Origin of the sequence: Vibrio casei (genome assembly GCF_002218025.2) — a bacterium.
GTDB classification, from domain to species: Bacteria; Pseudomonadota; Gammaproteobacteria; order Enterobacterales; family Vibrionaceae; genus Vibrio; species Vibrio casei.
In genome coordinates, this window is record NZ_AP018680.1 from 2,541,018 (window position 1) to 2,555,880 (window position 14,863).

Consider the following 14,863-nt stretch of genomic DNA (forward strand, 5'->3'; position numbering starts at 1 on the left):
GTTCTTAATACCAAATCAGAAGGCTGTATTCTGCAATAGCGACAAATAAAGGCAAGCTTCTAATAATATAAAATGCATAAATTCTTTCGGCAAGATGAGTTCATTCATAAAAACATCAACCAATTAAGTGCTACGCCGTGAATTACGTAACGCATAAGCTAATAATCTCCGTTAAGGTTAAATTAAAAGGCCTGACTCCGGTAGAATACCGAAATCAGGCCTTAGAAGCCGCATAACAGAAATGTCCAACTTTAAGGGGTCACTTCATTATGCTTTCAGCGGTTTTTTGTTCATCACTTAAATTAGTGATAACTCTTAGCTTCTTAACTACGGAGATTATCCCCTAGGGACAAAACCGACCGCTTGATATGCTTTTGCTAATGTCACTGCCGCTTTTTCAGAAGCTTTTTCAGCGCCCACTTTCATTACATCATTCATATAAACACGGTCAGCACGAATACGTTGGTATTCAGCTTGGATCGGCTCAAGCATGGCAACAATCGCTTCACCCACATCTTTCTTAAATGGGCCGTACATTTCAACGCCGGCATATTGCGCTTCAATTTCTTGATAGGTTTTACCGGTTGCTGCCGAGTACAGCCCCATCAAGTTTGAAATGCCTGCTTTATTTTCCACATCATGCGCGATGCATGGTGGCGTTTCAGCATCAGTTTGCGCTTTATTGATCTTTTTCAGAATCGACTTAGGATCTTCTAAAAGCGTAATAACGTTTTTACGGTTATCGTCCGATTTAGACATTTTCTTAGTCGCATCTTGCAAGCTCATTACGCGAGCATTGACTTGTGGAATGTATGGCTCTGGAATTTGGAAAATTGGATCTTCAGGGCTATACACATTATTAAAGCGAGTCGCGATATCACGGGCTAGCTCCAGATGCTGCTTCTGATCGTTACCAACAGGTACTTGGTGAGCGCCATACAGCAAAATATCCGCCGCCATTAATACTGGGTAAGCAAAAAGCCCAGCATTAACATCATTGGCGTAACGCTGTGATTTATCTTTGAACTGAGTCATACGATTCAATTCGCCCATTTGGGTATAACAGTTAAGAAGCCAACCTAGTTGAGCATGTTCCGGTACATGTGACTGAACGAATAATGTGCTCTTCTTAGGATCAACACCAACCGCAAGACAAACTGCTAACGCATCTAATGTCGCTTCATACAATGCTTTAGGATCCTGACGAACCGTAATTGCATGAAGATCAACAACGCAGTACTGGCAATCATAGTCATCTTGCATTTGTTGCCATTGACGTAGAGCACCCAAGTAGTTACCAATACTCAGTTCACCAGATGGTTGAACACCACTTAATACTATGGGTTTGCTCATGTTTCTTTTCCCTTACTGTCGCCCCTATTAATACTCATCATCGAATACTGGGCTGAAATTAAAAATAATGCCTGTCTCTTTGCATTCAAATTAAATGAAAGATAAACAGGCATTTCAGTTTACTGATCTAGCTCGGTTTGACTAGCGTTTTATCAAGCTAATTGATCGAATCATCGCAATTATTGAGAAACACTCAGCACATCTAGCATCTCAGCAATGTTATCCGCGACGTAGTCTGGTGCTGAGTCAGAAATTGGCTCACCGTGGTTGTAGCCATAAGTCAGTGCAAAACTATGACAACCAGCATTTTGCGCAGCTAATACGTCATTTTTTGAATCGCCGACCATCAACATTTGTTGCGCACTCACTTGATGCTTATCAAGCAACCAATTGAGAGCCATCGGATCAGGTTTTTTATTGGGGAAGTCATCGCCACCAATCACATCAACAAACAGATCGGCAATGCCATGCTGCTGCAAAATATCTGGCACAAAAGCGGAAGGCTTATTGGTGACAATCGCCATTTTATACCCAACTTGATGCAAGGCCTTCAATGTCGACGTCACATTAGAATATAAATGACTGAGTTGGTGACCACCTTGATGATAAAACTCATCAAAGCGCACACGAGCTTGTTTTAGCAAATCCGTATCTAAGGACTCATCAACATTAATATTTTGACTTAACGCGCGACCAATCAGTATGTCTGCGCCATTGCCGACCCAATCTCGAACTTGTTCTTCGGTTACCGATGGAAAACCTAAGCTTTGTACTGCTTGATCAGCGGCAACCGCCAGATCAGGCACGCTATCAAGTAAAGTGCCATCTAAATCAAATGCAATTAATTGAATATCTTGTAACGTCATTACGGCTTCCATCTACAACCTACTTCCATTTACAACAAAAAAGAGGCTTGAGTGTATCTCAAGCCTCTTTTGATATCGACCACTAGTTACCTAGGGGCATTTAGAGTTATTTTGTTTTCGCAAGTTCTTCTCGCATTTGATCAACCACTTGTTTGTAGTCTGGTTGATTGAAAATAGCAGAACCTGCCACAAACATATCTGCGCCCGCTTCGGCAATTTCACGGATATTATCCACTTTAACGCCACCATCAATTTCAAGGCGAATATTACGGCCACTCGCATCAATGCGTTTACGCACTTCACGTAATTTATCCAGTGTAGACGGAATGAAAGATTGACCGCCAAAACCTGGGTTTACTGACATCAGCAAAATCATGTCCACTTTATCCATGATGTAATCTAGGTGATGAAGCGGCGTTGCTGGGTTAAAGACTACCCCCGCCTGACAACCATTTTCTTTGATTAATTGCAATGTGCGATCAACGTGCTCAGAGGCTTCAATGTGGAAAGTGATCATCGATGCGCCCGCTTTAGCAAACTCAGGCACAATGCTATCAACCGGTTTCACCATTAAATGAACATCAATCGGCGCGGTAATCCCGTAGTCACGCAGCGCTTTACAGATTGGCGCGCCAAAAGTCAGGTTAGGCACATAGTGATTGTCCATCACATCAAAGTGAACAACATCAGCACCCGCGGCTAATACTCTTTCGACATCTTCGCCTAAACGAGCAAAATCAGCAGAGAGGATGGATGGTGCGATCAGAAAGTCTTTCATGGCTAACTCCGAGTATGGCCTAAATCAATGAGATGAAATTGGCGCAAGTTTACCCAAGCAAACGTTTATATACAAATAGGAATGTGTCATGAGGGAGAAGTTTCTAGTCGTTAATCACGCTTGACGAAGAAAAAGGCAAGCAAGCGAAGCGTCTAGCTTTGATTGTTTGCTTCAAACAACGCCAATAATTCATCGACCTTGTTGCGTCCAGCGCCATTACGGCTAATAGTGCGTTTCACTTTAACCACATTTAATTGCGCACCTTTATATAAGCGACGAGTTAAAGCCGTATCATGGTTAGAGATCAGTACCGGAATATCACGCTGCTGAGCAGTATTTTCAGCAATGCTCGCCAATTTAGCCTGATCATCCAGTGAAAAACCATTACCGGCATACGAAGTAAAATTACTAGCTTGTGCTAACGGCGCATAAGGTGGGTCACAATACACAACACATCCTTTACGTGTGCGAGCAAATGTTTGTGGATAACCTTCGCAGACAAATGTCGCTTTCTTAGCCTTGTCAGCAAAGTTCAACATCTCTTTTTCAGGAAAGTAAGGTTTTTTGTACGAACCAAATGGCACATTAAAACCACCTTTTTTGTTATAACGACACAAGCCATTAAAACCAAAACGATTCATATATAAAAATGCTAATGAACGAAAAAGAATATCATCGGTGGAATTAAAATCGGCTCTTACCCCTAAATAAACTTCTTTGCGATTATATTCAGGTGTAAAAAAACGCTGTGCTTCACTGATTAATAAATCAGGTTTGTCTTTAAGCAGATTATAAAGATTTATAAGATCGGGGTTGATGTCTGCAAGCAGATATTGATCATAATCGGTATTTAAAAAAACAGAACCGGCCCCAACAAAAGGTTCGACTAGCTTTCTGCCTTCAGGCAAATGACGTTGAATATCTTCAACTAAACCGTATTTACCGCCCGCCCATTTGAGGAAAGCTCGCTGCTTCTTCATGAATTTGACTACTCACCGACACAATTATTTTCACCAGCCCACCTAGAATTTGATGGGCTGAGGAATGTAACATATTTCAACACCTGGTGTGTGTTCTTTTAACTTGAAATTTATATTTGACGACATTCAAGTCAGATTGTTATTGAACTCGCTCAATCTCTTGATGGACTTGCGCCATCGATTTTGGCCATGGGAGTGCTTTTTGCAATTCAATAGGTAACTCTTGAGCCGCTTCCCGGCTTTCTTTAATCGTTTCAAAATCTTGGTAAGTAATAATATACCAAGATTTTTGATTACGAATAGTTTGATAAACACGAACTTGATCTTGCAGATGATACGTTTGAATAAACCGTAAAACGTCTAACTTCGTTTCGACTGCACCAAGCTGCAAAGTATATCTATTCTCAGAAACAGCCATTAACTCATCATGAGCCAGCACCAAACTAGAAGTGGATACTTTCTCTTGACCTTCTGACGTCGATTGTTTGGTATTTTTCAGTGATGATCGAACCTTTTCAGGTTTATTTCCATCCAACAGTGCATCCACGACATTTGACGGTACTATTACACGCTTTTGTTCGATACTCGATGAATCACCTACCGTTAAAGTCTCACTGGTGACTTCCTGAGGGAAGTTTGAAGCGTCATTATTCTGCTGAGATTTTTCATTGGTAACGATAGCTGAGGCAGATCCACTAATGCTTTCAGACAAATTACGGTTAGCATTTTCAGCTTGTACCTGTGATTCTTGCATCACAGTACCATCGAGCAACTCATCTTGCATTCGAGCTTGGTAGTTTGTCCACCAAGAACCAAATCCCAATGATATCAATAACACAATTAAAGCCACTAAGAGGGCTCGAACCCAAGGGGACGCATGATGTTTTTGATGACTGATGAGTGCCAATAAATCAGCCGGCCAATTTTTAATTTTATTGGCAGCTTGATAAATAGCATCACGCTCTTTATCTGTAGAGATATGGGGCATAAGTAATTGATCAAGGAAAATACGCGCTTCTTCATCCGTTAACGGCTGAATAACTAGAGATTTAATCTCCGGTTTTGGCGTTTCTTTTGTCAGGTCATCATCAATCGAATTCGGGGTGGCAAACAAAATAACATTAATTTGCCATAGTGGATTATTTTGAGCGGCCAACACCAGTTCACATAACTCATGCAACAAGTTAGGTACCAACAATTCTGCATCGTCCACAATTAACGTAGCGTTGCATTTTTGATCTTTTCGATAGGCTTCCAAGCTTTGGACGAGAGATTCATCTCCAATGCAAAAACTATCGGATAATAATTGGCTCATTAGCACACTGCGTTGCTGATTGACCGTTTGTGATGGTAGACAGATTAAAAAAGACAACGTTTGAATTTCTTTATCCGTATGCAAGAAACGTTGAGCAAGCCATGACTTACCGGAGCCTTTCTCACCTTCAACGTAAATAACATTGGAGTGAAGACGAGTAAATAGCTGCAAACCATCCAATATTTCAGTTTGCGATTCCAGTTGCACCAATTCTGCATCATGAGTCATGCTCATTTTCAGCCTCTATTCTAACCAAAAAATCTATTACATAGTAGCCTGACACTACCATGTCACACTTGCCATCATGTCAACAAAACACAAAGAAATAAACAAGTTACTGACGACAAGCTTCTATTGATTGAGCAATAATCTCTTCAGAAGTATTTGCCATAACTTCCGCTCGACCAATACCCGTAGGTAAAATTAGACGCAGTTGGCCCGCCAGCACTTTTTTATCACGCATCATATGCTTAATAAAGGCATCATAATCCATACTTTCAGGAGTATGTATTGGTAAGTTAGCTCTTATCAATAAAGATTGGATACGCTCCACTTGCTCTTTCGTTAATAATTCTCGTCGTAATGAAGTGTGTGCCGCCATCATCATTCCAGCCGCGACCGCTTCACCATGCAACCAATTGCCATACCCCATTTCAGCTTCAATCGCATGACCATAGGTATGACCTAAATTAAGCAAAGCTCGTACACCGGATTCTTTCTCATCAGCTGCAACCACGTCTGCTTTAATCTGACAACAACGGGCAATAGCAAAACATAATGCCGCATTATTAAGCTCTGCCAATGCCGCCATGTTAGCCTCTAACCAAGAAAAGAACTCAGAATCAATAATAATGCCATACTTGATCACCTCGGCCATTCCAGCCGAAAACTCTCGCGCAGGAAGCGTATCAAGACAATCGGTATCAATAATAACCGATTTAGGCTGATAAAATGCACCAATCATATTCTTACCAAGAGGATGGTTAACCGCGGTTTTTCCCCCTACAGAAGAATCGACTTGGGACAATAATGTGGTAGGCACTTGAATAAAATCCACGCCCCGTTGATAGCAAGCAGCAGCAAACCCGACTAAATCTCCAATAACACCGCCACCTAGAGCGACTAATACAACATCTCGGCTATAATTACCTTCCAGTAAATAACTCATAATAGTATTAAACGTTTCAAGGCTTTTGTATTGTTCTCCATCTGGCAAAGTCAACAGAGACACTTGGCACTCTAGTGCTTGCAGAGTCATCATTAAACGCTCGGCATAAAGTGGCGCGACTGTTTCATTGCTGATCACAACCACTTTTTGCTTGGCTTTTAGATGCGAGAAAAGCGCTGGATTACTTAGTAACCCAGCGCCAATAGAGATAGGATAACTGCGCTCACCGAGATCCACGTTAATCCGTTCCATGGTTTGGTTCTCCTAAGCGGTATGTAAGGCTAGTTCTCTTCTAGCATTTTAACAATAAGGTTCGCGACAACTTTAGCGCTTTGATCATCCGTACGTACCGTATAATCAGCAATTTCTTCATATAGTGGATTACGATTTTGCGCTAATGTTTCTAACACATCACGAGGCTGATCCGTTTGAAGTAATGGACGTTTTTTATCACGATTGGTACGAGCAAGTTGCTTTTCAATGGTTGTTTCCAGATAGACAACAACACCACGAGCAGATAAACGATTACGGCTATCCTTACTCATGACTGAGCCACCGCCAGTGGCTAGAACGATACCTTGCTCTTGTGTTAGATCATCAATGACAGCTTCTTCGCGAACGCGGAAACCTTCTTCACCTTCAACATCAAATACCCAGCTGATATCTGCACCTGTTCTGTGCTCGATAACTGTATCAGAATCCAAAAACTCCATATGCAGTTGCTGAGCGAGATGTCTACCTATTGTACTTTTGCCAGCGCCCATTGGGCCAACAAGAAAAATATTGCGTTTTTCGGCCATGTTTAGCAGTAATTCAACGTTAATTTAATGAAATCGCCATCCGATATCTCTATTGCTCTATACGCTCAATTCAAGCGCAGGCTAAGCCAGACATCATTGTGGCACCAAATTCCTCACAGATAATTCGTGATCAGACCTGAAATTATCTAAGTATGGTGCCACTAATGCAACTTTAATTTTACTTAGAACGTATTTAATCTTTGATTCTGCATATTCAAACACATTTAAAAAGACGTTCTAAGCCACTTTTTTACTGTAAAACAACTTTTGGGGTAACAAAAATCAGCAATTCACTCTTACCATAATTTTCATAACTACGGCGGAATAAAGCTCCAAGATATGGAATATCTCCGAGTAATGGCACCTTATCAACACTGGTTTGTACTGAATGTTGATAAATCCCTCCCAACACCACAGTTTCACCATTATCTACCAGTACTTGTGTGCCAATTCGTTGAGTATCTATAGCGACAGCTTCACCATCTCCAGTTTTAACCACAGCACCGGGCCTATCTTGAGTCACACTCAAATCCAGCACCAATCGGTTATCCGGTGTAATTTGCGGTGTCACCTTCAAACTTAATACCGCTTTTTTAAAACTAATCGACGTCGCACCACTTGAAGAGGCTTCTAAATAAGGAATCTCCGTACCTTGTTCAATATAGGCTGGTTGCTTATTTGTCGTGATTAAACGTGGGCTTGAAATAATTTCCGCTTTTGATTCTGCTTGCAGCGCAGAAAGCTCTAAATCCAATAATGTATTTGAACCAAGCTTTGCTACTTGGAATGCAATACTAGATGCATTCGCACTGGTTGCGGCCAAATTCACGTTTAAGAAGTCCTCAATACCAACCTCTTGTGTGGCGCCACCAAAATTAATTTGGTCACCATCAATGACCCCACCTTTTCCATTTGCACCATTAGGATTTGCATTTGCGAGGTTATTTTCAATACTCCCTCCGGCAGAGAAAGATCCATTTGTGCTTGACATCCCCCAACGAATCCCAAGATCTTGCATGTTGCCTTCGTTGACCGTAACGATTCTCGCTTCTATTTGAACCTGTTTAACAGGGATGTCTAAGGATTCAACTATCCCTTTAATAATATTGATATTAGAGGCCAAATCACGAATCAATAGTGAGTTTGTACGTTCATCAACCGTAATATTACCTCGGCTCGATAACATGCTTATTTCACCTTCACCACCGATCATAGCGGCAATATCCGACGCTTTAGCAAAATTAATTTGCAACAACTCAGAGCTTAAATCACCTAACTCTTCTTCCATTCGCGCCTGTTCTAAGCGTTTCTTCTGTTGCTCATCTAACTCACTCTTAGGCGCAACCAAAACAACATTACCTTCAACCCGTTTATCTAACCCTTTAACTTGTAAAATAATCTCTAATACTTGTTGCCAAGGAACACCATCTAAACGCAAGGTTAAATTACCTACCACGGAATCAGAAACCACCAAGTTGAAACCATTATAATCGGCAATGAGTTGCAACACGTTACGCACGGGAATATCTTGGAAATTAATAGAAATCAGTTCATTTTCTTTATCTAAAGCACTTTGCTGTTTAGGTGTGTTGCTGATTTCTTTTTCTTTAACTTCCGTAATCGTAATCTCTAAAAGCTTTCCTTTTAAGCGATAGTCATAAGTAAACTCATTACTGATTGACGCTTGCAAGCGAGTGTTTTCATCATGACGAAACACTTCAACAGTACTCACCGGTGTTGAAAAATCTTTTACATCGATAACGTATAAATTATCGTCACTCACTTTCGTTTTAATTAATTCAATGTTTAATCCTTTGTGGTCTTTTTTAATATCAACCGCAGAAGCCGAAGATGCTAATTTAACAATGATGACGCCTTCTTTTTCTTTGTTTAAACGAAAATCCAACCCAACAAACTCATTAGTAAAGCGATCACTTTGTTGTAATTTCAAAGTCGTTTGAAGTGAATCTTCCGTTGTTGTGGCAGCGAAAGCAGCATTTCCTGTCAGTAATAAGCAAGCAATGATACTGCTTGATATCAGAGAGAATGGACGGCTCAAACCTGTACGCGTTAATCCTTTATGCATAATTTAATACTCAATTATAATATTCACGTTTGTACTTTACTTCAGCGCTAACTTTACGTTTCGCTGCTGCCAACACCCCAAACCATCCGGTAAGGTTTCTTTTATCAAAATATATTGCGAGGTCACTTGCGCAACCTTGCCATTATTCAAGCCGATATATTCACCTTCTTGGAGCTTTAAGACTGTTCCTTCCGGCGTTTGTACTAATCCCGACACCTTTCCTTTACTTCCCATTACCCCACGTAAATGCAGTTTATCCATTGGGAATTTTTCCAGAGGTCCGGTCTTACTGCGTTGACCAGGTTGCCAACAGTCTTGCTTTAAACGTGGTTGATTGGCGATCATCGCGACAGCGGGAAGCACGAAGGGAGAACGATCATTTTGCGCTCTAAAAATAGATGCTGAAAAAGGACGTTCAGGTGCAAGCTGAGCAATTTCTTTGCGAGATTGATTTTCTACCTGAGTAATAAAGGCGTTAATCGAATCATCTGAATGTTCACACCCCGTCATCAAACCCAGTAGAATGATAATCCAAGAATGCTTGATCATTTGCTTTCCTCCGGCTTAAATTGATAGGTATAAGCCCTCACACGAAAATGAAGAGTACTGCTTTCTTGGCTAACACGTTGCAAATCGACATCATGCAGACTGATGATTCGAGGTAACTTAGCAATAGCTTCCGAAAACTGACCTATGTTGTCATAGGCTCCAGTCAGCTCAATATTTAACGGAAGTCGATATAAAAACTCTTGTACTTGTTTTCCCCCCCAATCTACACGAGTAAAATTCAAGTCATTTTTAATACCAAGATCATTAACAGAAGAAAGCATGCTCGCCAGTTCTTTCTGCACGGGGAGTTGCTTGAGCAAGTACTGATAACGAGTGTTCAGCTCATCTAATTGGGCTTGTAACTGAGGTAAAGCCGCTACTTTTGCAGCTTTAATACGTATAGAACTTTTTAGGGTCACTTCTTGCTGGTGAATTTGCTCTAATTCGTCATGTTGAGGAATCAAATAGAACCAAATACCGACCAATTGCAAAATAATAATAAGCCCACCAATTGCTAATACTTGTGGTAATACTGGCCACTCAGGCATGTCATCAAAATCTAAATCTCGAAAGTCGACCATTACTTGGCCCCCTTAGCTTGAGTATTCACTGTTTTGTTCTGTTGACGCTCCGTTTCTTCAGACTCAAACCGGAAAGACAATTTAAAACTTTGGAATTTTTTACCGAACAATACTTTTCCCGAAATAATCGAATGCATTTCTACATCGGATAACCAAGATGAGCTTTCAAAATTATCCAGCATAGTTGCTAAACGTGACGTACTGTCACTGACACCCGACATTTCAATTTCTCGCCCATTCATTTTAATTTTGTCGACATAGACACCTTCAGGCACAAGTTCTGGCATCAAATTCATAAAATCCGTCGTTTTATTACGCTCATTTTGTAACGATTCAACGAGCCTTAATCGAGTAAGAATCGATTTATGTTTCGCTTCAATTTCTTTAAGGTTCACGAGCTTTTTATCAAGCTCGGCAATATACGTTTTCAGCTCTTGATTACGACTTTGCTGCTGTGTTTTTAAATGATCGATGTACAAACTTCCAAACCATTGCAAACTAATCGCAACCAGAACCCCCAACACGACCATTCCATAGAAACGTTGTTTGTATTCCGTACGCTTTTCTTCACGCCAAGGTAATAAATTAATATCATGCAACATGTGCACCCCTTTGCCATTGAAGGCCACGAATTGCCAAACCAGCCGCCACGCTAAAAGTGCATGCTTCAAGACTCTGTTTGTTTTTTTTGTATTTACCTTGTAATAACGACAATGGATCGAGCACCTCGATAGGTAATCCAAGTCCTTGTGATAGAATTTCGTCCATCCCTAACAAACAAGCACCACCGCCAGTCACCCATACACCTTCAATTTTTTGCTGCTGATTAACCGAACCATATAAACTAATTTGTCTGGTGAGTCTTTCTGCTAACAAAGAAATAAATTCATCAGATTTATCATTGATATTCATCTCGTTGTTTTGATTTAAGGCAAGTTCAGGTTTAGAGGTTACATCCATGCTTTGGGTGCCAAATGAAAGATCTTTGTAATAAGCAGGCCTACTTTGTGGAATGATGCAAATGGACGTTTGAGTCAAGCCGATATCAACCAATAGCCAGTTTTTCTTTTCCACATTCAATTGCGTCGCTAATTGCCATATGCGTAATAAACCATGAGCTTGGGTATCCATCACTAAAGGTTTAAAGCCTGATTTTTTTACCACATCGACACGGCTTTCAATTACCTCTTTACGAGTGGCATAAATTTGATAAGTCGAGGTGGGAACTCTTTGCAATGTTTCTTGCTCCACTTTGACGTAATCAAGGCTAAGATCTTCAACTGGAAATGGCGATTGCTGACCAAACACTTGATATATCGCAAACTCTTTTTCTCTTTCATCGAGTTCGCTATCTATATGCAACATTTTACTGATCACGGCATTATCTGGCACAGAAAGCACAACATTACGAGCCATTATGGGCAGTTGTTTTTTCAACTCTTTAAGTTTTTTTACAATGCTATGATGATCAAAGGTATGGTTTTCTGAAAAAATAGCACTGGTTGTTGACACTTCCGTGTAGCTCACCAGCTCAAACAGTTCTCCAGCAGGTTTCATAACTACAGCTTTAATACTGTGGTGACCTATGTCGATGCCCGTGACTAAAGATTTACCCATATTGCTAGGCTCCAGCTAGAAGAAATTAACCTCTAAAAAGGTTGGATTAATAAATAAGTTGACTTAATAATTAAAAAGTTAAGAACGCAATTTTTTAGCGATATGCTAATATGTGCACCTACTGTACAGGTGTTTATATCGACACATCCTCATTCAATCAGGGAATATCCGGTGAAGTTCATAAAGCCATTGCTTATTTTTTCATTCATTTGCATGATTCTTGGAGTGACAACTATTTTTGGGTTCTATTATTACCTGAAACCTCAGCTCCCAGACGTTGCCACTTTGAAAGACGTACAACTGCAAACCCCGATGAAGGTTTTCAGTGAAGACGATAAATTAATTGCTCAATTTGGTGAGAAGCGACGCATTCCATTGAAGTTGGATGATATTCCCCTTCAAATGCAAGAAGCTTTCATTGCAACAGAAGATAGTCGTTTTTATCAACATTACGGTATCGACCCAATTGGGATTGCTCGTGCTGCTGTCGTCGTTGCCATTTCAGGTTCGGCAAAACAAGGGGCAAGTACTATCACCCAACAACTTGCACGTAACTTTTTCTTGTCCAATGACAAAAAAATTATGCGTAAGATTAAAGAAATATTCATTGCTATCCACATTGAGCAAATTCTGAATAAGCAAGAAATTTTAGAGTTATACCTTAATAAAATTTATCTTGGTTACCGTTCTTATGGGGTCGGCGCTGCATCGTTGACTTATTTTGGTAAAGAACCTAAAGATTTAACCTTAGGTGAAATGGCGATCATTGCCGGTTTACCTAAAGCCCCCTCCACCATGAATCCAATTTATTCTATCGATCGTGCCAAAACACGCCGACATGTTGTGCTGCTTCGCATGCTTGAAGAAAATTACATCACAAAAGAAGAGTTTGATGCTGCAGATGCAGAGCCTATTGATGGCGAATATCACGGTGCAGTGATTGAAGTAAATGCACCTTATATTGCTGAATTAGCCCGTTCTTGGGCCGTAAAACGTTACGGTGAAGAAGCGTATAGCTCAGGTATGCAAATTTATACCACTGTAAAATCCACTTTGCAGGAAGCCGCAAATGAGGCCGCTATTGGTAACTTATTAGCCTACGATGAACGTCATGGTTACCGTGGCCCTGAAGCTATCGCGTGGAAACCAAATGACACAGCGTTCACCAAGGAACAAATGGATAGCTACTTGAAAAAGCAGCCCAGCTTTGGCCTTATCCGTTCAGCATTGGTGACAGGGATCGCCAAGCAATCCGCGACGGTTTATATTAAAAATCGCGGAGAGCAGACCATTGAATGGGATGGTTTGAAATGGGCTCGTAAATATTATAATGATAAAAGTCAAGGGCGAGCGCCAAGCAAAGCTTCTGATATGCTAGAAATTGGTCAACAAATTTGGGTTCGTCCTATGGGCGTATTACAAGAAAAACCCGAACAAGAAACCGAAAATGCACTAGCGAAAACCAATGAAGAATCAACTAACCCGACCGATGCACAAGCAAACGCTACATGGCAACTAAGCCAAGTACCGATAGCAAATACGGCTTTTGTTGCATTGAATCCTGAAAATGGCGCGGTATTGTCATTAGTTGGTGGGTTTAACTTCGTTCATAGTAAATTTGACCGCGCGACCATGGCAAACCGTCAAGTAGGTTCAAGCATTAAACCTTTCATTTATTCGGCTGCGATTGATAAAGGTTTAACATTAGCCACTTTAATTAACGATGCGCCAATTAACCAATGGGATAAAGGGCAAGGAACCGCCTGGAGACCGAAAAACTCACCGCCAACTTATCTTGGCCCCACCATGTTACGTCGCGGGTTAGCACAGTCCAAAAACGTAATGGCAGTGCGTACATTACGCCGTGTCGGTTTGGATGAAGTATTGGATTATCTTCCACGCTTTGGTTTTGATCGTGACAAATTACCGTACTCTGAAACCGTTGCTTTAGGTGCAGGTAGTTTAACGCCGCTAAAAATGGCTCAAGGCATTTCAGTATTTGCTAACGGTGGTTACTATGTTGAACCTTTCTACATCGATCATGTGGATGGGCCTTATGGTGATTTAATTTTCCACTCAAACCCAACCCGAGTATGCAGTGGAAACTGCCCAGACACACCAATAGTTGTGGATGTTCAAGGCACTGAAGAAACACCCAAATATGCAGAGAAAGTCATTTCACCTCAAACTGCATTCCTAGTACGCCAAATGATGTACAGCAACATTTGGGGCGGAGGTGTTTGGAGTAATGGTACAGGTTGGAATGGTACTGGTTGGCGTGGACAAGTATTAAAACGCCGTGATATTGGAGGTAAAACCGGGACCACGAACGATTCGGTTGATGCTTGGTACAATGGTTATGGTCCTAATATCGTAGCGACGACTTGGGTTGGATTTGATGGTGCTAACCGCCCATTAGGCTATACCGCTGCCAATGCTAATTTTAGCCGTAAAGAACAATATAATGGTTCTGAGGCAGGGGGAACAACCGCCCAACCTGCATGGGTCGATTTCATGAAGATCGCATTAAAAGATGTACCAGAACAAGATCTAACTCTGCCTGAAAACATTATTCGTGTTCGTATTGATCGTAATTCTGGTTTACTGACGAAGAAGAATGATGATTCTTCTATGTGGGAATATTTTGAAGCCGGTACTCAACCAACAGAATATGTCTCTGATGATAGCGGTACGGATCTTTATACCGAAGATGAAGATGGTGATAGCTTGTTTTAATGTCACTTATTCATAACGAAAAGTAATCAAAAAG

The 14,863-nt window shown here is 40.9% G+C and carries 14 protein-coding genes; 2 read left to right on the forward strand and 12 right to left on the reverse strand.

The features are described from left to right. The first annotated feature begins 137 nt into the window (after positions 1-137). The gene (locus tag VCASEI_RS19890; protein ID WP_353681905.1) at positions 138-236 is read left to right on the forward strand and encodes an IS3 family transposase; all 99 of its coding nucleotides are present in this window, start codon (positions 138-140) and stop codon (positions 234-236) included. A 100-nt stretch (positions 237-336) separates the two neighbouring features. Here the strand turns inward: VCASEI_RS19890 and trpS are convergent, their stop codons facing one another. The 12 genes from trpS to pilM form a co-directional block, all read right to left on the reverse strand. Further along, a complete protein-coding gene (gene trpS / locus VCASEI_RS11915; RefSeq protein ID WP_086960389.1) occupies positions 337-1,353 on the reverse strand; it encodes a tryptophan--tRNA ligase in 1,017 nt (338 codons plus the stop codon). A gap of 179 nt (positions 1,354-1,532) precedes the next feature. Then, entirely contained in the window at positions 1,533-2,219 is a 687-nt protein-coding gene (locus VCASEI_RS11920) for a phosphoglycolate phosphatase (RefSeq protein ID WP_086960478.1), read from the reverse strand. Positions 2,220-2,325: 106 nt separating this feature from the next. Then, positions 2,326-2,997, reverse strand: coding sequence for a ribulose-phosphate 3-epimerase (gene rpe / locus VCASEI_RS11925; RefSeq protein ID WP_086960390.1), 672 nt, complete (start codon positions 2,995-2,997; stop codon positions 2,326-2,328). Between the two features lie 152 nt (positions 2,998-3,149). Further along, positions 3,150-3,977 (reverse strand): Dam family site-specific DNA-(adenine-N6)-methyltransferase, encoded by an 828-nt coding sequence (locus tag VCASEI_RS11930; protein WP_086960391.1) that lies wholly within the window; start codon positions 3,975-3,977, stop codon positions 3,150-3,152. 139 nt (positions 3,978-4,116) lie between these two features. Then, the gene (locus VCASEI_RS11935) at positions 4,117-5,526 is read right to left on the reverse strand and encodes an AAA family ATPase (protein ID WP_086960392.1); all 1,410 of its coding nucleotides are present in this window, start codon (positions 5,524-5,526) and stop codon (positions 4,117-4,119) included. A gap of 100 nt (positions 5,527-5,626) precedes the next feature. Continuing rightward, entirely contained in the window at positions 5,627-6,712 is a 1,086-nt protein-coding gene (gene aroB, locus VCASEI_RS11940) for a 3-dehydroquinate synthase (RefSeq protein WP_086960393.1), read from the reverse strand. A 29-nt stretch (positions 6,713-6,741) separates the two neighbouring features. Further along, complete coding sequence (gene aroK, locus VCASEI_RS11945) at positions 6,742-7,260, reverse strand: shikimate kinase AroK (protein WP_086960394.1); 519 nt, start codon at positions 7,258-7,260, stop codon at positions 6,742-6,744. 250 nt (positions 7,261-7,510) lie between these two features. Continuing rightward, a complete protein-coding gene (locus VCASEI_RS11950) occupies positions 7,511-9,346 on the reverse strand; it encodes a type IV pilus secretin PilQ (RefSeq protein WP_089110418.1) in 1,836 nt (611 codons plus the stop codon). Positions 9,347-9,382: 36 nt separating this feature from the next. Next, entirely contained in the window at positions 9,383-9,895 is a 513-nt protein-coding gene (locus VCASEI_RS11955; RefSeq protein ID WP_086960396.1) for a pilus assembly protein PilP, read from the reverse strand. Next, complete coding sequence (locus tag VCASEI_RS11960) at positions 9,892-10,476, reverse strand: type IV pilus inner membrane component PilO (RefSeq protein WP_086960397.1); 585 nt, start codon at positions 10,474-10,476, stop codon at positions 9,892-9,894. Before VCASEI_RS11960 ends, VCASEI_RS11955 begins: the two co-directional genes overlap by 4 nt. Continuing rightward, entirely contained in the window at positions 10,476-11,078 is a 603-nt protein-coding gene (locus tag VCASEI_RS11965; protein ID WP_086960398.1) for a PilN domain-containing protein, read from the reverse strand. Before VCASEI_RS11965 ends, VCASEI_RS11960 begins: the two co-directional genes overlap by 1 nt. Then, positions 11,068-12,093 (reverse strand): type IV pilus assembly protein PilM, encoded by a 1,026-nt coding sequence (gene pilM, locus VCASEI_RS11970; protein ID WP_086960399.1) that lies wholly within the window; start codon positions 12,091-12,093, stop codon positions 11,068-11,070. The genes VCASEI_RS11965 and pilM overlap by 11 nt, the downstream gene beginning before the upstream one ends. Positions 12,094-12,264: 171 nt before the next feature. Between pilM and VCASEI_RS11975 the strand changes: the two genes are divergently transcribed. Then, positions 12,265-14,829, forward strand: coding sequence for a penicillin-binding protein 1A (locus VCASEI_RS11975; protein WP_086960400.1), 2,565 nt, complete (start codon positions 12,265-12,267; stop codon positions 14,827-14,829). Positions 14,830-14,863: the final 34 nt, after the last annotated feature.